Origin of the sequence: Bradyrhizobium sp. SUTN9-2, from assembly GCF_003122645.1 — a bacterium.
GTDB lineage: Bacteria > Pseudomonadota > Alphaproteobacteria > Rhizobiales > Xanthobacteraceae > Bradyrhizobium > Bradyrhizobium yuanmingense.
Window position 1 is genome coordinate 5,767,149 of the sequence record NZ_LAXE01000001.1, and the last position, 25,715, is coordinate 5,792,863.

Annotated in this window: 20 protein-coding genes; 7 read left to right on the forward strand and 13 right to left on the reverse strand. The window is 62.3% G+C overall.

From position 1 onward, the window contains the following. Positions 1 to 27: 27 nt before the first annotated feature. The 5 genes from XF30_RS26800 to XF30_RS26820 all read right to left on the reverse strand — a co-directional run bounded on the left by XF30_RS26800 (position 28) and on the right by XF30_RS26820 (position 6,216). Complete coding sequence (locus tag XF30_RS26800) at positions 28 to 1,527, reverse strand: tripartite tricarboxylate transporter permease (protein ID WP_036023341.1); 1,500 nt, start codon at positions 1,525 to 1,527, stop codon at positions 28 to 30. Next, positions 1,527 to 2,012, reverse strand: a complete 486-nt coding sequence (locus XF30_RS26805; RefSeq protein ID WP_109144338.1) for a tripartite tricarboxylate transporter TctB family protein — start codon at positions 2,010 to 2,012, stop codon at positions 1,527 to 1,529. The genes XF30_RS26800 and XF30_RS26805 overlap by 1 nt, the downstream gene beginning before the upstream one ends. Next, a complete protein-coding gene (locus XF30_RS26810) occupies positions 2,009 to 2,977 on the reverse strand; it encodes a Bug family tripartite tricarboxylate transporter substrate binding protein (protein ID WP_036023339.1) in 969 nt (322 codons plus the stop codon). Before XF30_RS26810 ends, XF30_RS26805 begins: the two co-directional genes overlap by 4 nt. 105 nt (positions 2,978 to 3,082) lie before the next feature. Further along, positions 3,083 to 3,925: an IclR family transcriptional regulator gene (locus tag XF30_RS26815; protein WP_036023338.1), complete on the reverse strand. Its 843-nt coding sequence runs from the start codon at positions 3,923 to 3,925 to the stop codon at positions 3,083 to 3,085. Between the two features lie 161 nt (positions 3,926 to 4,086). Beyond that, positions 4,087 to 6,216, reverse strand: coding sequence for an acetate--CoA ligase family protein (locus XF30_RS26820; RefSeq protein WP_109144339.1), 2,130 nt, complete (start codon positions 6,214 to 6,216; stop codon positions 4,087 to 4,089). A gap of 351 nt (positions 6,217 to 6,567) precedes the next feature. Between XF30_RS26820 and XF30_RS26825 the strand changes: the two genes are divergently transcribed. From XF30_RS26825 to frc, 3 genes are all read left to right on the forward strand, one after another. Next, a complete protein-coding gene (locus XF30_RS26825) occupies positions 6,568 to 7,263 on the forward strand; it encodes a GntR family transcriptional regulator (RefSeq protein WP_157282741.1) in 696 nt (231 codons plus the stop codon). A 76-nt stretch (positions 7,264 to 7,339) separates the two neighbouring features. Beyond that, positions 7,340 to 9,073, forward strand: coding sequence for an oxalyl-CoA decarboxylase (gene oxc, locus XF30_RS26830; RefSeq protein WP_109144340.1), 1,734 nt, complete (start codon positions 7,340 to 7,342; stop codon positions 9,071 to 9,073). 62 nt (positions 9,074 to 9,135) lie between these two features. Then, positions 9,136 to 10,413: a formyl-CoA transferase gene (gene frc / locus XF30_RS26835; protein WP_109144341.1), complete on the forward strand. Its 1,278-nt coding sequence runs from the start codon at positions 9,136 to 9,138 to the stop codon at positions 10,411 to 10,413. 431 nt (positions 10,414 to 10,844) lie between these two features. Here the strand turns inward: frc and XF30_RS26840 are convergent, their stop codons facing one another. Beyond that, positions 10,845 to 11,408, reverse strand: a complete 564-nt coding sequence (locus XF30_RS26840; protein WP_244609025.1) for a group I truncated hemoglobin — start codon at positions 11,406 to 11,408, stop codon at positions 10,845 to 10,847. A gap of 104 nt (positions 11,409 to 11,512) precedes the next feature. On the opposite strand from XF30_RS26840, the gene XF30_RS26845 reads away from it, so the two are divergent. Both XF30_RS26845 and XF30_RS26850 read left to right on the forward strand, forming a co-directional pair. Further along, positions 11,513 to 11,815: a hypothetical protein gene (locus tag XF30_RS26845; RefSeq protein ID WP_109144343.1), complete on the forward strand. Its 303-nt coding sequence runs from the start codon at positions 11,513 to 11,515 to the stop codon at positions 11,813 to 11,815. Between the two features lie 242 nt (positions 11,816 to 12,057). Next, positions 12,058 to 12,996: a GlxA family transcriptional regulator gene (locus tag XF30_RS26850; RefSeq protein WP_158284417.1), complete on the forward strand. Its 939-nt coding sequence runs from the start codon at positions 12,058 to 12,060 to the stop codon at positions 12,994 to 12,996. Here the strand turns inward: XF30_RS26850 and XF30_RS26855 are convergent. Continuing rightward, complete coding sequence (locus tag XF30_RS26855) at positions 12,993 to 13,796, reverse strand: crotonase/enoyl-CoA hydratase family protein (protein WP_109145863.1); 804 nt, start codon at positions 13,794 to 13,796, stop codon at positions 12,993 to 12,995. The two genes, XF30_RS26850 and XF30_RS26855, sit on opposite strands and share 4 nt — an antisense overlap. A 214-nt stretch (positions 13,797 to 14,010) precedes the next feature. Between XF30_RS26855 and XF30_RS26860 the strand changes: the two genes are divergently transcribed. After that, positions 14,011 to 14,490 (forward strand): PaaI family thioesterase, encoded by a 480-nt coding sequence (locus XF30_RS26860; protein WP_204524528.1) that lies wholly within the window; start codon positions 14,011 to 14,013, stop codon positions 14,488 to 14,490. Positions 14,491 to 14,713: 223 nt separating this feature from the next. On the opposite strand, the gene XF30_RS26865 is transcribed toward XF30_RS26860, so the two are convergent. The 6 genes from XF30_RS26865 to XF30_RS26885 all read right to left on the reverse strand — a co-directional run bounded on the left by XF30_RS26865 (position 14,714) and on the right by XF30_RS26885 (position 24,081). Continuing rightward, positions 14,714 to 15,418 (reverse strand): CPBP family intramembrane glutamic endopeptidase, encoded by a 705-nt coding sequence (locus tag XF30_RS26865; protein ID WP_109144346.1) that lies wholly within the window; start codon positions 15,416 to 15,418, stop codon positions 14,714 to 14,716. 83 nt (positions 15,419 to 15,501) lie between these two features. Continuing rightward, the gene (locus tag XF30_RS39515) at positions 15,502 to 16,077 is read right to left on the reverse strand and encodes an alpha/beta hydrolase family protein (protein ID WP_244609026.1); all 576 of its coding nucleotides are present in this window, start codon (positions 16,075 to 16,077) and stop codon (positions 15,502 to 15,504) included. Between the two features lie 21 nt (positions 16,078 to 16,098). Next, the gene (locus XF30_RS39520) at positions 16,099 to 16,401 is read right to left on the reverse strand and encodes an alpha/beta hydrolase (protein ID WP_244609027.1); all 303 of its coding nucleotides are present in this window, start codon (positions 16,399 to 16,401) and stop codon (positions 16,099 to 16,101) included. 2,526 nt (positions 16,402 to 18,927) lie between these two features. Further along, positions 18,928 to 19,650, reverse strand: a complete 723-nt coding sequence (locus XF30_RS26875; protein WP_109144347.1) for a GrlR family regulatory protein — start codon at positions 19,648 to 19,650, stop codon at positions 18,928 to 18,930. Between the two features lie 224 nt (positions 19,651 to 19,874). Next, on the reverse strand, positions 19,875 to 20,705 hold the full coding sequence (locus XF30_RS26880) for an outer membrane protein (RefSeq protein ID WP_109144348.1): 831 nt from the start codon (positions 20,703 to 20,705) through the stop codon (positions 19,875 to 19,877). A 124-nt stretch (positions 20,706 to 20,829) separates the two neighbouring features. Then, the gene (locus XF30_RS26885) at positions 20,830 to 24,081 is read right to left on the reverse strand and encodes an outer membrane protein (protein ID WP_109144349.1); all 3,252 of its coding nucleotides are present in this window, start codon (positions 24,079 to 24,081) and stop codon (positions 20,830 to 20,832) included. A gap of 435 nt (positions 24,082 to 24,516) precedes the next feature. Here XF30_RS26885 and XF30_RS26890 point away from each other — a divergent pair, with 435 nt between their 5' ends. Next, a complete protein-coding gene (locus tag XF30_RS26890) occupies positions 24,517 to 25,494 on the forward strand; it encodes an AraC family transcriptional regulator (protein ID WP_109144350.1) in 978 nt (325 codons plus the stop codon). The last annotated feature ends 221 nt before the right edge of the window (positions 25,495 to 25,715 follow it).

Sequence of the window (25,715 nt, forward strand, 5' to 3'; positions counted from 1 at the left end):
GGGCAAACTGGCCGTTGATGAGTTCCGCTAGTCCTCATTCGCCTTGAACCGCCCGAGCCCCTTCAAGACGAAGGGTGCCACCAGCGCGATCAGCGCGACGCCGAGGAGCGTCGCCGAGATCGGGCTCTGCAGCAGCGTCATGGGATCGCCGAGGCTGATCGCGAGCGCGCGGCGCAGCTGGCTTTCGGCAATCGGGCCCAGGATCAGGCCGACCACGACGGGCGCGATCGGGAAATCGAACCGGCGCATCAGGAAGCCGAGCACGCCGAAACCGGCGAGCATCGACAATTCCACCACCGACGGCTTTGCCGCGATGGTGCCCATGGTCGCGAACACCAGGATGCCGGCATAGAGCCAGGGCTGCGGGATCGCGAGCAGCCGCACCCACAGGCCGACCAGCGGCAGATTGAGCACCAATAGCATCATGTTGGCGATGAACAGGCTGGCGATCAGGCCCCACACGAGGTCGGGCCGCTCGGCGAACAGCAGCGGGCCCGGATTGAGACCATATTGCTGGAAGCCCGCCAGCATCATCGCGGCGGTCGCCGAAGTCGGCAGGCCCAGCGTCAAGAGCGGCACCAGCGTGCCTGCGGCGGAGGCGTTGTTGGCGGCTTCGGGCCCGGCGACCCCTTCGATCGCGCCCTTGCCGAACTCTTCGGGGTGCTTCGTCAGCCGCTTCTCGGTCGAATAGGACAGGAAGGTCGGGATCTCCGCACCGCCGGCCGGCAGCGCACCGATCGGAAAGCCGAACATGGTGCCGCGCAGCCAGGGCTTCCAAGACCGCTTCCAGTCCTCCTTGGTCATCCACAGCGAGCCGCGCACCGGCTCCAGCTTCTCCTCGGTGTGGTGGCGGCGCGATGCGACGTAGAGTGCCTCGCCCACCGCGAACAGGCCGACCGCGAGCGTTGTGACTTCAACGCCGTCGAGCAATTCAGGAACGCCGAACGCAAGCCGCGCCTGACCGGTCAACTTGTCGATGCCGACGAGACCGAGCGTCAGACCGATGAACAGGCTGGTCAGGCCGCGGATTGGGGAATCGCCGAAGGTCGCCGACACCGTGACGAAGGCAACGCACATCAGCGCGAAATAATCCTCCGGACCGAAGCGCACGGCGACATCGACCAGCCATGGCGCAAGGAAGGCCAAGCCAATGGTGGCGATGGTGCCGGCGACGAAGGAACCGATTGCGGAGGTCGCAAGCGCCGGCCCGCCGCGGCCGGCCTTGGCCATCTTGTTGCCTTCGAGCGCGGTCGCCATCGAGGCGCTTTCACCCGGCGTGTTGATGAGGATCGCTGTGGTCGATCCGCCGTACATGCCGCCATAATAGATGCCGGCGAACATGATCAGCGAACCGCCGGGGTCGAGCTTGTAGGTCACTGGCAGCAGCAGCGCGACCGTCAATGCCGGGCCGATGCCGGGCAGAACGCCCACGGCCGTGCCGAGGAACACGCCGATCAGCGCGTAAAGCAGGTTCATCGGCTGGACGGCGACCGCCATGCCGTGAGCCAGCGCGGCAAAGGTATCCATCACAGCAGTCGCTCCAGCGGGCCGGCAGGCAGGCTCAGCGTCAACAACCGGTCGAACGCGAGATAGATGAGGGTCGACATCACGAGAGCGATGATGGCGTCGATGAGGATGGCACGGCGCCCGAAGGCCGCCGAGGTCGTCACGAACAGGGCCGAGGTCGCCAGGATGAAGCCGCCGCCAAAGCCGATGATGGCGATCAGTAGCGCCAGACCGACGAGGATCAGAACCACAGGCACGGGATCGGCGCTTTCGCGTGTCGGCAGATTGCCGCGCAGAGCGTCCACGAAATTGCCGATCGCAAGCAGCGCAAGGCCGCAGGCGACCACGACCGGCATCGCCTCCGGCCCCATCCCGTACATCGCGGCAGATTGCAGGCCGCGCGCGTCCCAGACCAGCACGACCGCGAGCACCGCAAGCGATGCCGCGATGACGAGACCGGCGCGGTCGACGCGCCGCGGCGGCTGGACGGGATCGCCCGAGGTCATGATTTGACCAAGCCGACCGATTTCAGCACGTCGGTGACCCGGGCCGTTTCCTTCTTCAGGAAGTCGGCAAAAGCATCGCCGCCGAGATAGGCATCCTCCCAGCCCTTCTGCTTGAGGATCTCTTTCCAGGCGTCAGACTTCACCATCTTCTCGACCGCATCGCTCAAGGTCTTGCGCTGCTCCGGCGTGATGCCGGGAGGCGCGACCACCGAACGCCAATTGGCGATCACGAGGTCGATGCCCTGCTCCTTGAACGTGGGGATGTCGCTGCCTGCGATGCGCTTCTCCGAGGTCACGCCGATCGCGCGCAGCTTGCCGGACTTGATCTGCCCTTCATATTCGCTGAGCCCCGAAATGCCCGCGGTGACCTTGCCGCCGAGGATCGCCGCCAGCGACTCGCCGCCGCCGGAGAACGGGATGTAATTGATCTTCTTGGCGTCGGCACCGACGGCGCCGGCGAACAAGGCCGCCATCACGTGGTCGACGCCGCCGGCCGAACCGCCGGCAAAGGTGACCTTGGCGATATCGGCCTTCACCGCGGCGGCCAGATCCTGCGCAGTCTTGATCGGTGAGTTCGCGGGAACCACGATCACCTGGATTTCCTCGGTCAGGCGCGCGATCGGCGTCACCTGCTCCAGCGTCACCGGCGACTTGTTCATGGCGAGCGCGCCGACCATGACGAAGCCGTTGACCATCATCTGGTTGCCGTCGCCCTTGGCGCCGTTGACGAACTGCGCGATGCCGACGCTGCCACCTGCACCGGGAACATTGGTGACCTGCACGCTGCGGGCGACGCCCGCAGCCACCAGCGCCTGCTGCATCGAGCGCGCGGTCTGGTCCCAGCCTCCGCCCGGAGCCGCCGGCGCCATCAGCTTGAGCTCGAGCTGCTGGGCAAAGCCCGGATTGGCTGCCGCCAGAGTCAACGCGACGGCTGCGCCGACAAGGCGCACGGGAAATCGGAACATGTGGGCATCTCCAGGCTCATGCGGACGTTTGCCGCATTGTGTCGTTTGGTCGCATATCAACCAAAACGGCCGATGCTGTCCAGTGACATGCCTCAGGGTTTTTGGTCAGCGGGGCGCCGGGATCACCCCGCCGAGCGCGGCAGTCAGTTCCGCCGCGACGTCCCGGACGATCTGGCCGATCTCCGGCAACCGTTCGTCGGTGACGCGGCTCGTCAGGCCGGAAACAGAGATCGCCGCAAGCGGTTCGGCCAGCGCGTTGTATACCACCGCGGCGACGCAGCGCAGGCCGATCTGCGCCTCCTCATCGTCGACGGCAAAGCCCTGTTTGCGGATTTTCTCGAGCTCCCTGAACAGGTCGCTCGGGCGCACGATCGACTTCTCGGTCAGGCGGGGCATGCCGTGATGGCGGATGACGGCGCCGACATCCTCGTCTGAATAGGTTGCGAGCACCGCCTTGCCGACGCCGGAGGTCACCATGGGGACGCGGCCACCGACCTTGGTCAGCGAGCGCATGATCTCGCGGCTTTCCATGCGGGTCAGCACGATGATGAATTCATCGTCGACCACGGCGAGATTGGCCGTCTCGCGGGTGAGATCGCGCAGCTTACGCAAATATGGAATTGCCTGTGCGGAGAAATTGCGTCGCCGCGCAAAGCTGGCGCCGACCGTGAAGCTGCGCACGCCGACGTGCCATTTGGATTCGCCACGGTCGAACTGCACGAAACGGCGGCTTTCGAGCGTTGCGAGCAGCCGGTGCACGGTGGACGCCGACAGGCCGGTGCGGATCGCGAGATCGCTCAGACGATAGCCTTCGTCGTCCTCGGCCAGCGTCTCGATGATCGACAGCGCGCGGTCGACCGATTGCACGCCACCGTCGCGGCTCTCGTGATCGGCCTCCGAGGCCGATTTGGGCTCGAGCGATTTGCGCCGGATCACGTTCTTGCTCATCGCGACCTGACCGTTCTCCCTCGCCCCGCTCGCGGGGAGAGGGTCGGGGTGAGGGGAGTCTCCGCAAAGACGGTGAGAGATGGATTCGTGGAGAGTCCCCTCACCCGAATTGCTTCGCAATTCGGCCTCTCCCCGCAAGCGGGGAGAGGTGAAGTCGCAGCTCAGAGCAGCCCTGCCCCGCGTGCCCACTTGTACTTGGCGCCAAGCACCTCGACCGGCAGCTCGGTCGAATAGGCGTAAGCCGGGATGCCGTTCTGATAGAGATATTCGGCGGCCTCCTCGACCTCGACGTCGCCAGCGAGCGAGGCGACCATCGGCTTCACGAAGCCCTTGGCCTCCATCTCCTTTTTCACCTCGACCATGTTGCGGGCGAAAACCATCGGCGGCGTGACGATGGTGTGCCAATAGCCGAGGATCAGCGCGTGGATGCGCTCATCCGACAGGCCGAGCTTCACGGTGTTGACGTAGGTGATCGGCGGTTCGCCGCCGGTGATATCCACGGGATTGCCGGCCGCACCGAACGGCGGGATGAACTTGCGGAAGGCCGCATCGAGATCCGGCGGCATCGACATCAGCGACAGGCCGTTATCGACGCAGGAGTCCGACAGCAGCACGCCCGAGCCGCCGGCACCGGTGATGATGAGAACGTTCTCGCCCTTCGGCGTCGGCAGCACCGGTACGCCGCGGGCGAATTCGAGCAACTGGCGAAGTGAGCGGGCACGGATCACGCCGGACTGCTTGAACACGTCCTCATAGATGCGATCGTTTCCGGCGAGCGCGCCGGTGTGGGACGACGCCGCCTTCGCGCCGGCCGAGGTCCGGCCGGCCTTGAGCACCACCACCGGCTTCTTCTTGGACACGCGCTTTGCGGCTTCCGCGAAGGCGCGGCCGTCCTTGAGGTCTTCGCAGTGCTGGGCGATCAGATTGGTGTTCGGGTCCTGCTCGAAGAAGGCGAGCAGATCGTCCTCGTCGATATCGGACTTGTTGCCGAGGCCGACGATCGCCGAGACGCCCATCTTGGCCGAGCGCGAGAAGCCGATGATGGCCATGCCGATGCCGCCCGATTGCGACGACAGCGCCGCATGGCCCTTGACGTCATAGGCGGTGCAGAAGGTCGCGCAGAGGTTGGCGGGCGTATAATAGAAGCCGTAGATGTTCGGCCCCATCAGACGGATGTCGTACTTCTTGCCGACCTCGACGATCTCGGCCTGCAGCTCCGGCGCACCGGCTTCAGCGAAGCCCGACGGAATCAGCACCCCGCCCGGGATCTTCTTCTCGCCGCATTCGGTCAGCGCGGCCGCGACGAATTTCGCGGGGATTGCGAACACGGCGACGTCGATCACACCCGGCACGTCCTTGACGCTCTTGTAGGCCTTGTAGCCGAGGATCTCGGCGGCCTTGGGATGGATCGGATAGATCTCGCCCTTGTAGCCGCCGTTGATGAGGTTCTTCATCACGGAATTGCCGATCTTGCCGTCCTCCGCGGAGGCGCCGACCACGGCGACCGCCTTCGGCTGCATGATGCGGTTCATCGCCGCGACGATCTCATCGGTCGGACGCGGCTTCGGCTTGGGCTTGTAGGCGAAGTCGACCACGATGCGGACGTCTGCGGCCGTGGCATCCTTCGGCGTCGCGAACACCGGGTTGAGGTCGAGCTCGACGATCTCAGGGAAATCGGTGACGAGCTGCGAGACCTTGACGATGACGTCGGCGAGCGCGTTGCGGTTCACCGGCTCGCCGCCGCGCACGCCTTTCAGGATCTCGTGCGCCTGGATGCCGTCGAGCATCGAGAGCGCGTCTTCCTTGGTCGCCGGCGCGAGGCGGAAGGTGATGTCCTTGAGCACCTCGACGAGCACGCCGCCGAGGCCGAAGGCGACCAGCTTGCCGAACGAGCCGTCGGTGATCGAGCCGACGATGACCTCGGTTCCGCCGGCCAACATCTGCTGCACCTGCACACCTTCGATCTTGGCATCGGACTTATATTTCTTTGCGTTGCCGAGGATGGTCTCGTAGGCCTTCTCGGCCTCCTCGGTCGTCTTGAGGCCGACGATGACGCCGCCGGCTTCGGTTTTGTGGAGAATGTCCGGCGAGACGATCTTCATCACGACGGGGAAGCCCATGGACGAAGCCATCTTGCCGGCCTCGCCCGCCGACTTGGCCACGCCCTCCTTCGGCACCGGAATGCCGTAGGCGTCGCAGACCAGCTTGCCTTCCGGGGCCGTCAGGCTGGTGCGATTGTCCGCCTTGACCTGGTCAAGCACCTTGCGGACGGCATCTTTGGAATTGGACATGTGGCTTCTCCCTTGACCTCAGTTCGTTCTTTTCAAAGCGCGCGCGTGTTTGCGGCTGCCCATGATGCTTGCCATTCGCCGCGCTCTGTTCCATGCGGCGGTACGGAGTGGCATAAGCCTCAGGACTACTCCGCCGGCACGGATCAAAAATGGCTGGCGATGGCATTTGGTATGCCAGAAGGCAACTTGTCAAGCTGGTGCATGGCCTAGAAGGCCGCAAAAAATAGGCAGCTTGACATTCTGGCATGTGGTATGCCAAAAACTTTCCAGTTAATATTCCTGTAAAAGACGACTCCCCACTGGAGGAGATTCGTCGTGTCACTACGGAAACCAACCAAGGCGTTGCCGAACATGGCCGAGGCAGACATCGCAATCGTTCGTATTGCCCCGGAGAGCAGCTTCAAGAACAAGGCGTATGACGCCTTGAAGGAAGCCATCCTCAAGATGGACATCTACTCGACGCCCGAGCCGGTGATGCTCGACGAGCGCGCGCTGTCCGAACGGCTCGGCGTCAGCCGCACGCCGATCCGCGAGGCCATCGCGATGCTGGAGCAGGACGGTTTCGTGAAGACCGTGCCCCGCCGCGGCATCATGGTGGTGCGCAGGACCAAGAGCGAGATCGTCGACATGATCCGCGCCTGGGCGGCGCTGGAGAGCATGGCCGCCCGCCTCATCACCACCACCGCGCGCAAGAAGGACATCACGGCGCTGCGCGACTATTTCAAGGATTTCGGCAAGGACCGACTGCCCGAGGATCACGTCGAGGAATATTCGCGCGCCAACATCGCCTTCCACCAGGCGCTGATCTCGCTGTCGGAATCCCCCGTGCTGGTCGATCTCACCAACGACCTCCTCTTGCACGTGCGCGGCTATCGCCAGCTGACCATCGGACGCAAGGACCGCACCGCGACGTCACTGCCCGAGCATCTCGGCATCATCGAAGCGCTGGAAGCGCGCGACACCGAGCTTGCCGAGAAGCGCGCCCGCGATCACACCCTCGGCCTTGCCGCTTACGTCGAAGCGCACGGCCAAGAACTGTTTACGTAACTGTTCACTTAAGCAACGTTCACCAGAAGGGCGAACAACTCGCCCCAACGACCTTGAGACCAGGGAGACAAGGCCCATGCTGAATACCGCGACCAAGTCCGAAGCACCGGGCACCGAGCAGGAACTGACGGATGGCTTCCATCTCGTCATCGACGCGCTCAAGCTGAACGGCATCAGCACCATCTATAATGTGCCGGGCATCCCGATCACGGATTTGGGCCGCATGGCGCAGGCCGCGGGTATTCGCGTGATCTCGTTCCGTCACGAGCAGAACGCCGGCTACGCCGCCGGCATCGCCGGCTATCTCACCAAGAAGCCCGGCGTCTGCCTCACGGTGTCGGCGCCCGGCTTCCTCAATGGTCTCACCGCCCTCGCCCACGCCACCACCAATTGCTATCCGATGATCCTGGTCTCCGGCTCTTCCGAGCGCGAGATCGTCGACCTCCAGCAGGGCGACTACGAGGAGATGGACCAGCTTGCGATCGCAAAGCCGCTGTGCAAGGCGGCCTATCGCGTGCTGCACGCCCAGGACATCGGCATCGGCTTCGCCCGCGCCATCCGCGCTGCGGTCTCAGGCCGTCCGGGCGGCGTCTATCTCGACCTGCCGGCAAAACTGTTCGGCCAAGTCATGAACGCCGAGGCCGGCCAGAAGTCGCTGGTCAAGGTGATAGACGCGGCGCCCGCGCAGATCCCCTCGCCCGCATCCGTGAAGCGCGCGCTCGACGTGCTCAAGAGCGCCAAGCGCCCCCTCATCATCCTCGGCAAGGGCGCGGCCTACGCGCAGGCCGATGAGGAGATCAAGAGCTTCGTCGAGAAGAGCGGCGTTCCGTTCCTGCCCATGAGCATGGCCAAGGGCCTGCTCCCCGACACCCATCCGCAATGCGCCGGCGCCGCCCGCTCGACGGTGCTGAAGGACTCCGACGTCGTCATGCTGATCGGCGCGCGGCTGAACTGGCTGCTGTCGCACGGCAAGGGCAAGAGCTGGGGCGAGGCGCCGAAGAAGTTCATCCAGGTCGACATCGAGCCGAAGGAGATGGATTCCAACGTCGAGATCGTCGCGCCCGTCGTCGGCGACATCGGCTCGGTCGTCTCCGCCTTCAACCAGGCGATGGGATCATCCTGGACCGCCCCGCCGGCCGAATGGACCAAGGCGGTCTCGTCCAAGCGCGAAGAGAACGTCGCCAAGATGGCGCCGAAGCTCATGAACAACAAATCGCCGATGGATTATCACGGCGCGCTCGGTGTGCTGAAGAACGTCATCAAGGACTATCCCGAGGCGATCCTCGTCAACGAAGGCGCCAACACACTCGACCTCGCCCGCGGCGTCATCGACATGTACAAGCCCCGCAAGCGTCTCGACGTCGGCACCTGGGGCGTGATGGGCATCGGCATGGGCCAGGCGATCGCGGCCGCGCTCGAGACCGGCCACCCCGTGCTGGCGGTGGAAGGCGACTCGGCGTTCGGCTTCTCCGGCATGGAGGTCGAGACCATCTGCCGCTACAATTTGCCGATCTGCGTCGTCATCTTCAACAATGACGGCATCTATCGCGGCACCGACGTCAACGGCGCCAACTCCGATCCGGCAACGACCGTGTTCGTCAAGGGCGCGCGCTACGACAAGATGATGGAAGCCTTCGGCGGCGTCGGCGTCAACGCGACCTCGCCGGACGAGCTGAAGCGTGCCGTCAACGACGCCATGAAGTCCGGTAAGCCGACGCTCATCAACGCCGTGATCGATCCGGCCGCCGGCTCGGAGAGCGGCCGCATCGGCAACCTCAATCCACAGAGCGTTCTGCAGAAGAAGAAGTAAGTCCACCCCTCAACCCTTATTCCCTGCCGGGTGCAGGGGCAGACAGAGTACGGAGCAATACGATGACCAAAGCGCTCGAGGGCGTTCGCATTCTCGACTTCACCCACGTCCAGTCAGGACCGACCTGCACGCAGCTGCTGGCCTGGTTCGGCGCCGACGTGATCAAGGTGGAACGCCCGGGCGTGGGTGACATCACCCGCGGCCAGCTGCAGGACATCCCGAACGTGGACAGCCTGTATTTCACCATGCTCAACCACAACAAGCGCTCGATCACGCTCGACACCAAAAACCCCAGGGGCAAGGAAGTCCTCACCGAGTTGATCAAGAAGTGCGACGTGCTGGTGGAGAATTTCGGCCCCGGCGTGCTCGACCGCATGGGCTTTCCTTGGGAGAAGATCCAGGCGATCAACCCGAAGATGATCGTCGCCTCGATCAAGGGTTTTGGCCCCGGACCGTATGAAGACTGCAAGGTCTATGAGAACGTCGCCCAGTGCACCGGCGGCGCCGCCTCCACCACCGGCTTCCGCGACGGCGTCCCGCTCGTCACCGGCGCGCAGATCGGCGATAGCGGCACCGGCCTGCACCTCGCGCTCGGCATCGTCACCGCGCTCTACCAGCGCACCCACAGCGGCAAGGGCCAGCGCGTCACTGCCGCGATGCAGGACGGCGTGCTCAACCTCTGCCGCGTCAAGCTGCGCGACCAGCAGCGCCTCGCCCACGGCCCGCTGAAGGAATACAGCCAGTTCGGCGAAGGCGTGCCGTTCGGCGACGCCGTGCCGCGCGCCGGCAACGATTCCGGCGGCGGCCAGCCCGGCCGCATCCTGAAGTGCAAGGGCTGGGAGACCGATCCCAACGCCTACATCTACTTCATCACCCAGGCCCCGGTCTGGGAGAAGATCTGCGATGTGATCGGCGAACCCACCTGGAAGACCGATCCGAACTACGCCAAGCCGGCCGCCCGCCTGCCGCGCCTGAACGAGATCTTCGCCCGCATCGAGCAGTGGACGATGACGAAGACGAAGTTCGAGGCGATGGAGATCCTCAACAAGGACGACATCCCCTGCGGCCCGATCCTGTCGATGAAGGAGATCGCGGAAGACCAGTCGCTGCGCGCCACCGGCACCGTGGTCGAGGTCGACCACCCCACCCGCGGCAAGTACGTCTCGGTCGGCAACCCGATCAAGCTGTCGGATAGCCCGGCAGACGTGACGCGATCGCCGCTGCTCGGCGAGCACACCGACGAGATCCTGCGCTCGGTGCTCGGCTTCAGCGATCACCAGGTCGCCGAGATCCACAAGTCCGGCGCGCTCGACCCGCCGCAGAAGCAGGCCGCGGAGTAAGCGGACCACATTTCACGAGACCAAAGGGGCCGTCCGAAGGGGCGGCCCCTTTTGCTTGTGAAGGCGTGCAATCGCAGGCTCAAAATCAAAACTGGAAAACAACCCCATGCACAGTAGCCATCCCGTTGGCACGCAACGATATTTCTGATTCGACGAAAAATTCTGACCCGTCGGGCAAAACAGGGGTATTATGCCATCGTGGCTATCATGCCGGGAGCGCACATCAGGCGCTGGCTGCTGCACATCGGAGCGGATCCCGACCACACGCTGTTCGCGGAAGGGGCTGCAGAGATCTGGAGTCCAAGGGCGCTTATCGGACGTCAGCCCGAGGGACGTCAGCATGGGCCACAACTGGACGGATCGCGGCGCGATCCAACGTGCCCGCCCAGCCGGAGCCAGTCGGTGCTAGCGAAGACCGGGAAGATCACCCTTCAGCCGCGCTTGCCGACCGTCGCAGACCCGGCGGTAACCTCGTCCTTGTGCGCGGCAAACGCAGCCAGCACCTCGGATTTCTCGCGCTTAGGGACCTTGGCAAAGTCGAGGCTCCGCCCGAGTTCCGCCGCGACCTCATCGAACTCTGCCGGAGATATTCTGAGATTGCGGTGCGCTTCCTCAAGTCCGAGCGGCGTCGCGCCAGGCTTGGTGGCCGCGAACTTAAGGGGCCCGCCCGAAACGTCGCAGACCCACAGCGTCCGCATGAACTTGAGGCCCGGCAACCTTGTCAGGTTCTTGGTGTGCCATTCTCGTAGTTGCGGATTCTTGGACTTCTGGCCCACGACGGGATTCTTCACGACAGCGTCGCTGAAGTGATCCACCACGGCCGCAATAGCAAAAACGCCGCCCAGCCGCTCATACAGACTTTTCTCAGGCGAGGTTTGCTGGGCCTGCGCGTATGCCTTACTCGCTCCCTGCAATGCAGTCGTCGGGGCGGCGGTCAGCGCCATTCCTGCGACCATGCTTCGTCGTGTGATGGAAGTCGGAATAAATTGTACCATGGTCACCTCCTCTGGTGAGGCAACAGGATAATCCGTTGGGAGCATGCAGCCGGTCAGAATTCGTCACTTTCTTCCGGCATTAAATTTTAGGTCGATGGATTAAGATGGAAGCGTCGGGGTTACACGCTAAGAACGATTCACCGCACATTGGCTTGTGTGGCCGCTCGGGACGTCTGCGTTGGGCCACAAGCCGCAAATCGCTGGCCACTCACCCAATCCGCCGCGTCTTCGATGCAGGGGTCGTCGTCATTATTAACACCGATGATGTGCTGGTCTTCGGACAAGGTGTCTCGGAAGAGTTCCTAAACCTGTACACGGTTGGACTCTCCGATGCTGAAGAACTGGAAGCAATTCGCGTGGCTGGCCTTTTCGACCTGGATCGGCCTGAGTGCCATTCGAAGATGTAGTCCGCTTCGGGTCAGAAGCAGCTCCGACCTCGTACAGCAATACCCGTCCGGTCTTCCCTCAACGGCGGACACCGCGCAACACGGTCAGCACTTCTGCGCCCTGGACAGAGTTGTTTTTTCTGCGGCGATCTTGAACAATCGATACAAGTCTTCGAGAGGGCTCGAGCAAGAAAGATGAACATGGAAGGGCACCGGTCCGTATCCTCGCCATGAAGATCACGATCATCGCCTTTGATGAATGCATGACTTCGGCCGTTTACGGCCAGGCGGACGCATTTGCGATCGCCGCCACGATCGCCTCGCAAAGCAATTCGTTGGATTGGTCCGGCCATGAGATCGTGCTGGCCACTGGGGACGGCGAGCCGGTCCGCGGCTCTGGTCATCACCGCATCGAGCCTCACTACTCGCTCGCTGAAGCCACTGATAGCGACGTCGTCCTGCTCCCGCCCATTTTTGGCGACATCGAAAAGGCCTTGACGCGGGAACGCGCGCTGATCGCCTGGCTGGCGTCGCTGCCATCCCGCGCGAAATTGCTGGCGTCGACCTGCACCGGCGCCTTCCTGCTTGCAGAGGCGGGCCTTCTGGACGGGCGGCGCGTCACGACAAATCCTGCGTTCGGTGCGCTGTTCCGTGAGCGCTATCCACGCGTGCAACTGGCGCTCGAGGAACGAATCGTCGACGACAACAGGATCATCTGCGCGGGATCGACCACGGCCTACCTCACCCTCGCCGTTCACGTCATCCACCGGTTGGCCGGCCACGACCTTGCGGTTGCCACGGCGAAAGCCCTGTCGATGGACCTCAACCCGGAATCGCAGCGCCCCTATTTCATGTTCATCGCGCCGAAGGATCACGGCGACGACAAGGTGCTCGGGCTACAGAACTGGATCGAAACGCATTATCCCGAACCAGTTGGCATCGACGACATGGTGGATGCAGCCGGCATGAGCGTGCGCAACCTGAACCGCCGATTTCTTGCAGCGACCGGCCTATCGCCGCGACAATATCTGCGCATGGTTCGAATCGAAATCGCTAAACGAATGCTCGAGAGCCAGAATGCGCCGATCGATCGCATCGCCGAGGCGGTCGGCTATGGCGACACCCGTGCCTTCATTCGGTCCTTCGGCGACATCGTCGGGCTGTCACCCGGTGCATATCGGCAAAAATTCCGTACGCGTTAGCAGCCGGCAAACTTCGCGGCCCGCCGCTCCATCATTGACATCATGCCCTCGCGTGCATCGGCGGAGAGCGCAATGCGGCGGCCTTCTGTTCGGATGTGATCGACCGCGGCCCTGACACCGTCGGTCTGCGCAAGGCGGGCGTTCGCTAGTGCCGCCTGGACGGCCAGCGGCGCGCACTTGGCGACCTCACGAGCCAGATCGAGAGCGCCCTGAAGCTGTTCGCCTGGCTCGGTGACCACTTGTACCAAACCCCAGCGATGCGCCTCTTCGGCGCCAAACTGCCCGCCGGCCAGGATGCAGTGCATCGCCGATCCCCAACCGATCGCCTTGGGCAAGCGGATGGTCGCCCCGCCCAACGGGAAGATGCCGCGCGTGGTCTCCTGCTGGCCGAATTGCGTGTCCCTCGACGCGACGCACATGTCGGCGGCAAGCGTCAATTCGAGCCCCGCCGTGTAGCAGCGACCATGGACCGCTGAAATGACCGGCTTTGAACAGGCCGGGCCATACAGGCGAAACGGGTCGCACTGACCGGGCTTGAGGTAGGTGTTGGCGCCCTCTTCGATCGAGGCCGGGATGACGTCGGCCAGATCGAGCCCGGCGCAAAACACGTCGCCTTCGCCGTGGACCACGCCGCATCGCAGTTCCCTCGAGTTGGAAAGTCTCGTGTAGGCGTCGACCAGGATGCGCAGCGCCTCACGGTTGAGTGCATTCTTCACCCGAGGGCGATTGAGCCGCATCACCAGAATGTCGTCGACTTCGGTGACGACGACTGCGGCCTCTTGCCCTGCTTCCTGGGACATCAATTCTCTCCATTGCCTCGCAAACGTTCCCTCCAGATTGGCGATCCGTGCACGCTGGGCCATGGCCGCATCAGCAAAATTGCTTGCCGTTCCGGCCAAATTGGCCGGGGCACCCCAATCGGATGGCCAATGCGGCAACTCGTTTGGCCGGTGCAGCCATGGCCGATTGAACCGCATGCGCCGATGCTGTGCGGGCATCTGGAAAAAACGGCCAATGACTGACGTTCAGCTTGAAGACCACGCGGAAGACCTGGCGGCATTGCAGCGAACGCTTGCCCCGCTCGAACTCTACAAGAAATTGCTGGCGGGAGGCGGGGCTCGGGCGCCTATGGCCGAGCACATGAACATGACGATGACCGAAGTCGAGCACGGCCGCATCGTCTTCACCGGCGTGCCTGAGGACAGGTACTACAACCCCATGGGAACCATTCACGGCGGCTATTTCGGAACGTTGCTCGACACTGCGATGGGATGCGCGGTCCATACCGCCTGCAAGGCGGGACAAGGCTACACCACGCTCGAATACAAGGTGACCTTGATCCGGGCGATGACCGCCGCAACCGGCCCGGTTTTCTGCGAGGGGAAGGTTCTCAACGTCGGCAATCGCGTCGGCACGGCGCTGGGGGCTATCACCGATGCCAATGGCAAGATCTATGCTCACGGCACCACGACGTGCCTCATCTTTCCTATTTAGACCCGCGGACAGGCATTCCACGGGTTATCGCCAGCCATTTCGCGCCCAGCGCTTGCTGAGACATCTGCAGAAATATCTGCAACCTGCTGTCTAGCTGAGCCGCGTACAGATGGTTTGACTGCTTTGCGCCAGACCGCCATAACTTACGCCCGGAAAAGCGCACGGTGCTGAAATAGATCTGATGCTGTTCTCAGTTATCCTTGCTGCGATCATGTGCTGACGCCTAGAAGGGCCGGAGGCCTAGAGCGATTGCGATGAATGCCGGGCCATTCAGGGCGGCATGAATGATCACGCCGATCGACGAATTGCGCTGCCTCTGCACGATCCAAGGCAGAATGAATATTATCGGTGTCACAAGGAGAACGACCACGCGGCCAAACGCAAGGTGGAAGACTAACCAACCGGCCCCGTTGGCAAGCCATGCATATCGGCCGAAGGCGAGTTCCTGGCGCGGCAGGATTACGCCGCGCCACAGGAATTCTTCGCCCAGGATGTTGAGTAGCCAGAAAGGCAGCCACACTAACAATATCCACAAGCGATCGGCGCCGAGTGGGGCAAGTGTCAAGAAGGCGGGTTGGACGGTCTCGGCAACACCTGTGACAGCGAGCAAGGCCATCACGACACCAGTCGACACGCCAACTCCCGCAATGCCAGCGATGGTCCAGAGCCAGTCGGAGCGGTTGAGCGGAAAAAATCGCAAGCGGCCCAGCCACGAGGAAGTAGTTCGTTTTCCCTCCGCACGTAGTGATAGGCAGCCGGCAACGATCAGCGTCGCGAAGACCAGCCCGCCCAGCACGAACCAGCCTACAATCGGCTCAACCCCAGTTTTGCTCACGAGAAATACAAGCAGAGGCCCGGTTGCGACCCAAAGCAATACGGCAGCCCCGCCAAAGGCCAGGACAGTTGCAAGGAAACCGAACGGGTCCATCGCGTCGAACTCGATTGGCGCTTAGTTTGACCTAGCAGGGCCGACAAAGAAGGCCAAGCGGACTTGGATAAATTCCCGAGCCCTCAGCGATCTCCCGCCGCCAACTGCTCACGAAAATACTTCATCACAGCCGCATTGAACTCGCGGTGAAATCCTGCTCGATCGAATCCTGCCGGCACGTCGGTGCAGATGCGCGGGACAGCCGCCGCCAGCTCCGGCGAGCACGGTGCCAGGAACGCATAATGGCCGGCCGGCACGACGTGAACATCGGGCTTGCCCGGCAGGCCCTCGGCGACGCGCGCGTTGCCCGAGCCGTCGCCGACGCCGGGTCCGCCGAACTGCGATCGCCAGAACTGGAAAGGCACTTTGACGAGAGCGAGGTTCTCCCGCGTCAGCGTTAGCGGCGCAGGATCAACGATGACGGCGGCGCGAATGCGCGCGTCCTGTATCGGCTCGGGCGGCGTCTCGCCATTGTGAAGCTGTGCGCACATGCCGATCGTCTCCTTGCAGAGACTGGCGACCCTGGCGAAATCCGGCTTGATCCCCATCAGCACGAGGCCGGTCGCCCCTCCGAGCGAGAAACCGACGAAGCCGACCCGGGCAGGATCGATCACCGCCCTGTCCTTCCAGTCGTTCAACAGAAAATCGAGCAGGCGCACGATGTCGGCCGGACGCGATCCCTAGACCGACAGCGTATCGCGCCTCGAGGGATCGCCGACCGTATCGCCGGGATGATTGATGGCGGCGACGATGAACCCGGCATCGGCCAGCGCCTCCGCCGTGTCGTGCTGCTGGCCGAAAAATCCACCCCGTCCGTGCGAGTAGATGACGAGCGGCAGCTTTGCGCCCGTGACGGGGCAATCCTTCACGCCCTTCAGGTCGAAATCGGCGGCGACCGATAAACGGCCCAGCGCCACATGCGTGGGCTCCGCCGCGCACGAATACCAGATCGCGCCTGACAGCGCTGGATCGGCATCGAGCAACTGAATGCCCACAGCCGCGGCCGGCGAACCAAGACAGCAGAGCGTGATAGCGAAAGCCCAAAGCGTGCTGCGCAACGAAAGTTCTCCTGATTTCCCGCAGGAGTTGAACGAGGTAACGATAGCGGAATTGTGGCTTCGGCTTGCCGAGCGGGGACACCTTGCCGCCGCCGTCGGTGTTGAAGCAAAGTGTCCGCAAGAAGCCAGGGCTATCGCATATGACTGGTGGCGGCCTGCGCGCACGCCTCGTCCTTCGAGACGGCGCTCACGCGCCTCCTCAGGATGAGGCTCATCGGCGTCAGTGCTCGTTGGCTATCTCGAGCGGCTCAATGCGCCGACATCGTAGTCGACGAAGATGATGCCGCATCATCTCGGCATGGTGCGCAGCCAGTGCCGGATCGCCAGAGCTTTGGCGGCGGTATCGCAGTCTCGCGAGGCGCAAGGACGTCAGCGACAAGCCAATGCGCGACTTTCACTGACTGTCACTCCTCTCAGGGGTGCCCACGCAAAAGGACCACGAACAGCGTCGCAGAAAGCACGCTAGCCAGAGCAGCGTCACGACAACAGTGGCGAAGTGCCAATCTATGTCGCGGCGTCTGGCGCGCATTTGTGTTTCCAGCGGGTGGTCAGAGGTCCGGGCGAACGCGACGTATGCACAGCGCAGGCGAGTCGCTCCGCCTCTTCGACCTTGAGGCGGAGTTCTTCTAGTTCTGCAAGTTGGGAAGAGAGTTCGTTCAGCCGTTCGACAAACACAATCGTGCGGTGGTTCTGCATCGACGCCCTCGCCACAAGACTTGAACGGTCTAAGAGTAGAGAAGAGGAAGTGCGCAGCTCATTAAGATAAGTGAATCGGGGGTTGCGCCAAAAGACCTCTAGCCCGATTCAGGCTCAAACCCGTCCACTCCCTCAGGAACTCTCAGAGAGCGGAAAAAAGCGACACAACAACTGCTAGATTCAATATAGGCGGATCACGCGAGCAAATGCATTCTCAAGCGGCTTCGGGTCTGCTCCGATTTTTACATAGACTGGGGCGTAGCTTCTTTTTTCGGAATTTCCATCTTTGTAGACCTGAGACACGCAGTCGCTTAGCAGGCAATATAATCTGAGATGTGGAAGCCCCGGAGCGTGCGTTACAAATCCGGTTCTGGTTTGAGATCGCCGAGGCGAGCCCAATAAGCCGAAGATCTGTTGAATATCTCAATTTTGTCGTCATTGATGCTAACCCCGTACGTCAAAGGGGGACCAATCTGCTCTCCATACGCGTGCCTTGCAATCTTTCTGAATGCAGTATGAAGGTCTGCAAGAGCTAAACGCTTTTCATCGCGTGTACCTGATTTCTTGTTGGGGAAAAGCTCTTCGAAGATTCGGTCGATATAGGGCTTTAGGCAATCGAGCTGTCGCTCAGAGAGTTTGACTCCGCTGTCAGTTACTTCTTTTTTGCAGTGCAGCCACCAGCCCGTGGGCTTCCTCCTTCGTGAAGTTGACACTGGCGCCGGCGTCGGCGGATGCGTCAGCAGGTCCCAACAGTGTAATGCGACCGGTCGCATTTCCCTTCACTTCTGTTTTCTGCGTTGCCGAGCCGGTAGGCATCCTACTTTAATAAGCCTCATGCCCAGCTCGATGCGTCTGACTAAGTCGTCGGATTGGGCATGAGCCAATCCGATACCGATCGATTGAAGCGCGACAAGCCCAACGAATAGCAGCCGTTTCATCTCCTCCTCCACACTTTTAAGTGCTCAAAGCGACTAGGACAGGCCGGTTCGCGAGCTACGCCGCGGTTCGATTGACAACTTCAAGTATCTTATCTCTATTTCGACTACTTGAGCTTGGAAAAATGATGGGTGTGCGGCGCATCAAACCTCTGTCGAAACAGGCATTGAAGTCACTCGCTCCGAGGCGCCGCGCGCCTGTCCACTCCCTCAGGGTGCCGGTTCGCTCTCCTCAAGAGGGCCCCAGCGCCATCGAAAGGATCGTGAGAAGACCGATGGCGGCTATTGCCCAAGCAAGTAAATGCATCGTCCGCGTAGGGCGATTAATGAACATTCCCTGCTCCCTCCGGTGCAGCTCAACGTGGGCAATTACGTGGGTCGAGAGGCTGTTTGATCTAGATCGAAGTCCATGTGTCCCGGCAAACCCGGTCCGTTTACTCCTCTCAGGGGAGCTGATGCATTCCCTTCAGGCTGACGTTCACTGCTCTCCGGTTCCGCGGCGCTCCCCCTCGGTGACGTCCCGTTTCGATTTCGGAAATGATCTATGCCATAGGCGATCATCACTCCGACAATCCACCCGATAAAGATGCCCAGGTTGGTCCAGTGGCCGAACAGCTTCTTCTCAATCCAGCCGACACCCCAGACTGCGATGAGCCCTAACATCACCTTCAACAGCGTAGTACTCGTCTTTTCCTCTGAGAGCACTTCTCGCCTCCCTTGCAGCGCTCAGTGCTAAGCCTATTGACGCCGACGGACCAACTCCGAGCGAAACCGATCTTCTAGCTTCGCGCGGCAGCTGCGCCCTCGGCTTTCGCGCCCCTTAAGCAGCGCAGATCAATTTCAGATCAGCTTCGAACCTGATGCTGCGCTTGCCCGCAAGCGCCGTGCCCTCGAGGAAACCGCCCTTGGCATCGCACGTCCCGGAAAAACCAATTCCAATCTCGTGTCCGCCGAATACCGGGTCTTCCCCTCGCGCCGGCGTATGCTCTTGATTGACCATCTGCCCTCTCCATCGACCGCTGGAGGAGGAATATGACCCCAGATAGTAGAAGAAGGCATCGCCACCCAGGATACGGCCGTTGTTCAATAGCATCACTCCAGTCAGGCCGCCGGGGACGCCGTCCAAGATTTTGAGATGGATGGAGTACAATCCGTTGGAAATGCCACCTTCACCAATCATCCCGGGCGCCGGAAGGTCGCTTTCATCCAGCGGGGTCATGATGGATCGAAAAACGGCACCCGGCACCTGCGGGGAACTGCCCTCGAAGTGAAACGCCTTGCCAACGGCTCTTCCAACGACGGAAATTGACGAGACGTCGGAACCCAGCAAAGACTGATGATCAGCGCCAAAATTGTGTCGTCGGCTGGTCACATCGACACGGATTGAGTCCCCCTCGACATGGTAATTCCCGATATGAGCAAACCCTGAATTGCCGCCCAGCAACTTGCCCCGGCGCACATACGTGACGCTCCGGCCAACCATTTGATTGATCGAGAATTCACTTTTGAAGAGGCCGTCGAAAGTGCTTGATAACTCGTTCATCCGGCACCACCGATTGACTCGGACTCCTCTTTTGCTCAGCGGCTAGTCTCGGAAGACCGAGAGTACCGTTCGATTATTTCGACATCGGGGTCGATGACGCCCTCGCGATAGCCGAACAAGTTGACGTCTGAGTTCGGGGCAGAGCAGACTTGCTCTGCCCTGCCCGTGGTTCGCTACTGGCCGCGCCTGCGTTACCACCACTAAGCACCACAAAATCCATTCAGTCAAAACCGATAATTGATGCCGCCCTTGGCCGTATGAAGCTGAACCTCGGTGTCCGTGAAGGACGCGCCGGGGAATGCAAGAGCATTGCCGTTCGACTTTCCGAGATTGATGTAGATGTACTCGGCCTTGAACGTCCAGCGCGGATCGAATGCCCATTCAAGACCGCCACCCGCGGAGAAACCCACCTGGACCTCCGACGAGGAAGCGCTTCGCGTCAGGGCCGGGAAGAAGCCGTTGAAATTGGCGATATTCGGCGTGGCGAGGTTGGAGGTGAAGATGCTGTTCTTGACGTGGCCCCAGGCGAAGCCACCGGTACCGTAGATCAGCACATTGTTCGCCGCGTATCCGAGACGTCCGCGGATCGTGCCGAAGACGTCGATTTCCTGCTTGAGATTGAATACGCCGGTGAAGGCGCCATTGTCGCCGCCGATCGTTCCGGTGACGCTGAAGGGGCGGCTCGCCGTCTCTCTGATGGCAGCGCCGCTGACATCCGCTTCCAGGCCGTACACGAACGTGCCGGACTGCCAGTTATAGCCGATTTGGCCGCCGCCGAATCCGCCCTTGGGGCTCACATCCAGGGTGAACGGCCCAGTCCCGCCCGTGACGACATAGCCGGGCACCGTCCCGGTTGCGAGCGCGCCGGGATCGAAGGTCGCGGTCGGATCGCTCCAGCCATAACCGCCATGCACGCCGGCGTAAAAACCGGTCCAGCTGAATGCGACCGGCGCGGGCGGCGCCTTGGTGTAGGCCCTGGCAAGATCGGCCGCGAAGGCGGCGTGGGAGAGACAGAGAGCCGAGAGCAGGAGAGTACCAGAGACAATGGATTTCATGACTTCCCTCAAATTGCGCCGAGAGGCGGCGCACCCATGGAACGATTCAGTAGCGGCTTTTCGCCTGCCTATTTCACAGAGGTGATCGCAACCACCATCTGCATGCGCGTTTGCCACCGTGCACCTAGTCGCAATAGCAGAAGCCATAGACGGCACCGATCTTCGCAATGTGAATATCCGCAATGGTCTTTCGCGACGTGGTGTCTGCGTTCGACCTGAAAATGGTCGTGGTGCCCAGGGTCTGCGTGCTCGAGCTGGTCCGTGTCTCGTTGCGGTCGATGTCGAAGTGCATGTAGCGATATTCGCCGCGCAATGACCATCGCTGCGTCAGCTTGAACTCGCCGCCCGCGCCGGCCGTATAACCCGCCACCCACTTGCCGTTGGGCCCTTCGAAATTGCCGGGATCGGGAAAAGTGAAATGGCCCAGCGCCAGGCCGCCGAGACCGTAAAGCATCAAGTTCGGGGTCACGAGATAGCCGGCCCGGCCGATCACGCCGACGTTCGAGCGCAATTGCTCGCTGGCCTGCATCGCCACCTGATTGACACCTGTCGTCACGACACCGTTGGAAACTTGCCGGGTATTCCTCGTTTGCTCGCCGACCGTCTTGAACGCGACATCGGAGAACAGCGTGCCTTCGATCTGACCGCCGGCCACAACATTGCCGGCTCGCCAATTGTAGCCTGCGAACAGGTCGACCATCGAGCCCATCGTGTCGCCGACGGCATTGCCGCGGGTCGTCGTGCTGACGACGCCATTCGTCGTTAGCACGGCGCCATTGAAATTCTGCTGCGCGGAGTCGGCCGTCGAGGCGAGGTTCTGTCGGGCGCGGCCTGCGCCGGCAGCGAAATAGGCGCCGAGATAGGGGCCCGCCCAGTGGTCGCTGGGGGCGCCAGGCATCGCGGCCATGGCCGAACGCGGTCCGCCTTCACCGAACCGGTAGACCATGCCGATCTTCCCGGTGTGGAAATCGGCATTGATCTGACGATGGGTGCTGTCGGTGGACACAGAGGTCCTGGAGGATCCGGTCGATTGCGAGTTCGATGCGAATTTGCTGGTTTCGTTGCGGTCGAAGCCGTAATGCGCATAGCGATACTCGCCACGCAGCGACCAATTGCCTGTCAGCTTCACTTCGCCGCCGGCGCCCAATGTGTAGCCGGCCACCCACTTGCCGCTGGAATCGCCGCGGCTGAAGTCCCCGTCTGCGTTAGTGAAATGCCCCAGCGCCAGACCCCCGAGGCCGTAGAGCAGCACGTTCGGTGTCACCAGATAACCGGCCCGGCCGATCACGCCGACATTCGAACGCAGCTGCTGCGGAGCCTGGCTCGCGGCGGTTTGCGAGCCCGAGAACCGCGAGGTGACAGCTCCGTTCGAGGTGTCGACTGAGGTGAATGTCTGAGGACCGATGGTGTTGAACGTAACGTCGGAGAACACCGAGCCTTCGATCTGCCCGCCGGCCACGACATTGCCGGCGCGCCAATTGTAGCCCGCGAAAAGATCGACCATCGAGCCCGTCACGTCCCCGACGGGACGGCCGCGCGCCGATTCAGTGCTGGTGGAGGTCGTGGTCCCGACGCTGGTGGTCGTGCTCGTCCTGCTGTTGTTCGTTGCGATGGTTTCCGCCGCACGTCCGGCACCGGCACCAAAATAGGCACCGATATAGGGTCCCGCCCAGCCGTCGCTCCAGGCCGGGCCCGGCGGTGCCGCCATCGCCGACCGCGCGCCTGACGCGCCGAATTGGTAAACCAGTCCAACCTTGCCGACGTGGAAATCGGCATCGATATGCCGCCGGTGGACGGTGCTGTTGGTGGACGTGTTGGTGCCGCCGCCCGATACGGACGTCGACGAGTTGCCTGACGGCTCGTTACGGTCATATCCGAAATGCATGTAGCGGTATTCGCCGCGCAGCGACCAGCTGTCCGTCAGCTTGACCTCGCCGCCCGCGCCCGCGACATAACCGGCCACCCATTTGCCGTTCTTGTCGCTGACCTGCGCTTCCGGGTCGGGATAATTGTCGGGATAGGTCAGGTGCCCCAGCGCCAGGCCTCCGAGGCCGTACAGCAGCACATTCGGTGTCACCAGATAACCGGCCCGGCCGATCACGCCGACGTTCGAGCGCAATTGCTGCCGGTCCTCGATGCTGTTCGTCCCCGATTCTGTCGAGGTGACGACGCCGTTGTCGCTCGACACCGAGCTGTATGCCTCGTTGCCGACCATCCTTGTGGTGACGTCGCTGAACAGGGTGCCTTCGATCTGCCCGCCGACCACGACATTGCCGGTTCGCCAATTGTAGCCCGCGAACAGATCGACCATCGAACCGGTCATGTCGCCGGCGAGATTGCCGAATCCTGATCGCGTGAACGCCGACGACCCGCCGAGACTGCTGGCATTGCCTTCGTCGTCGATTCTCGTGGAGGTCTGCCTTGCCCGCCCGGCGCCGGCGCTGACGTAAGCACCGATATAGGGGCCGGCCCAGCTGTCACCCCAGGCGCCTGCGAATGAAGACCCGCGTGCTGCCGAAGGTATCGCCGCCATTGCGGACAGCGGCCCGGAATCACCGAATTGGTAGACCAGACCGATCTTGGCCAGGTGGAAATCAGCATTTATGCGTGACGAAAAGGATTGACTGCTAGTCGAGACGGACGTGGTTGCGCCCGTCGCCGAGCTGGCCGTTGAGCTGGCGGCTGCGCTCCGGTTGAAGCCAAAGTTCAGATACCGATACTCGCCGCGCAGCGACCAATTGCCGGTCAGCTTCAGCTCGCCGCCGGCGCCGACCGTGTAGCCGGCAACCCATTTGTTGTTGTCACCGCCGAAAGGATCGGCGCCGTCGGCAAAGGTAAAGTGACCGAGCTCGAGGCCGCCGAGGCCATACAGCAGCAGATCCGGACGCGCGAGAAAACCGACCCGGCCGATCAGCCCGACCCGCGAGCGCAGCTGCTGGTTGCTCTGCACGATCGCCGTGCGGGCACCCGTCGAGGTCACCGCCCCGAGCAGCACGTTGGTGCTGACGCTGTTGAGCGTCTCGTTGCCGAACGGCTTCAAGCCGACATCGGAAAAGACCGTGCCTTCGACCTGTCCGCCCGCCACGATACTCCCGGCCTGCCAATTATACCCCGCGAACAGGTCGACCATCGAACCGGTCACATCGCCCGCAAGATTGCTCGCGGTCGTTCCGGCCAGGGTCGAGCTCGACGTCACAACACCGGCGTTTGTCGAGACAGAACTGTTACCGAAACGGCCCGTCGAGGATTCCGTCACACGTCCGGCACCCGCGCCGAAATAGGCGCCGATATAAGGCCCGGCCCAGCTATCGACCCAAACCGGTCGGGGCGGCGCCTTCACAGTGGGGTCGGCGGCCAGAGCTCCTGCAGAAACCATGATCGAGGCGCCAGCCAATGAAGCGCCCGTCAGTGATGTCAGCTTTTTCACTCCACCCCCCAATTCCAATTCCAAAGCAGGCGCTCCAAAACCACAGGAACGCGCCCCGTCAAAAGGCGTAGCGCACCACGCCCTTGCCGCCTTCGTTCGATGGCTAAGTTACTCTCACGTCATGGCCATCGGCTTCTTGTCCTGGCCTGCACCCGAGTTGGACGATTCCGCATCGTCTGCCGTTTTCGGAATCCATGTTGCTCGGTGGATACATTCGCCCGTTCAAAGCATGACGAAGTTTGACAGCGGCGCGCTCGACTTAGACTGGCGCGCGCAGCCAATTGGTTCTCGCAGAGAATGCGGCGCTTTACCGCACACGTAGCGCTTGCGCCGCGATAAACTCTGCGGCGGTATCAAGTTACACCTGAACTTTGCCGTGCAACGATGTCCAAGGTCGTATTCGCTTCGGATCAGCTTCCCGCGCATCTTGACGAAGGTGCGCGCCAGCGGCTGTGGCTCGACCTGTTCACCGACCATTTGTGCGCGGCGGACATTTCGTTCTTTCCCGATGCGCCGTTTTACTCGCGGTCCGAATTCCTGAAACTCGGCGATATCGCGGTCACCCAGCTTGAGGCTAATATTCAGACGGCAGTTCGTACCCAGCGTCACGTCGAAGCCGATACCCGCGGCGACTACATCATCGGCACCACGTTCAACGGTGTGAGTACGCTGATCAGGCAGGAAGGCCGCGAAGCCATTCGCGGCGCGGGGGAGGCGATGCTCTATACCAACGCCGCCCCGATCGCGTCGCAACTTGATGGGCCGATCGCCTTTCGCGGCATCACGGTGCCGCGCGCGCTGCTGGCCGAGCGGCTGCCGAATTTCGAGGACCTTGCCTTGACGCCGTTGGCTGCATCGCCGGCCTTGCGTCACCTGGAGCGCTATCTCGCCATCGTCATCGACTCCGACATCGATGCCGACCTCGTGCTGAAGGAGAACATCGGCACGCATCTCATCGATCTGGTCGCGCTGGCCCTCGGCGCCCGCGGCGATTCAGCCGAGCTTGCGACGCGGCGCGGGTTGCGTGCCGCGCGGCTGCAGGACGTGATCGCAGATATCAGGGGGCGTTTCGCTGATCCGTCGTTTTCGCCGAGCGAACTTGCACGCAAGTTAGGGCTTTCGCCGCGTTACGTCCAGGAACTGCTGCAGGAGACCGGATCGAGCTTTACCGAACGTGTCACCGAGCTGCGGTTGCAGAAGGCACGGAAGATGCTGCTCGATTCCCGCTACAACCGATCGAAGATCAGCGATATCGCCTATGCCTGCGGATTCAACGAGGTGTCCTACTTCAACCGCTGTTTCCGCCGCCGCTTCGGAACTTCGCCGAGGCATTATCGGCGCGATGTCGGCGAGCCGATGTGATCGGACGCGCAGTCCGGCGCTCCGCTGGGCTCGCGTCCACCACGCACCATGATCGCCTCCGATCGCGTCGTGGCTGCGGCTTGCCAGGCGGAGACACCTTGCCGCCCCTGTTGGTGTTGAGGCAAAATGTCCGCAAGAAAGTCAGGGCTATCGCATATGACTAGTGGCGGCCTGCGCGCACTCCGCCCTCATCCTGAGAGCCCGCCTAAAGCGGGCGTCTC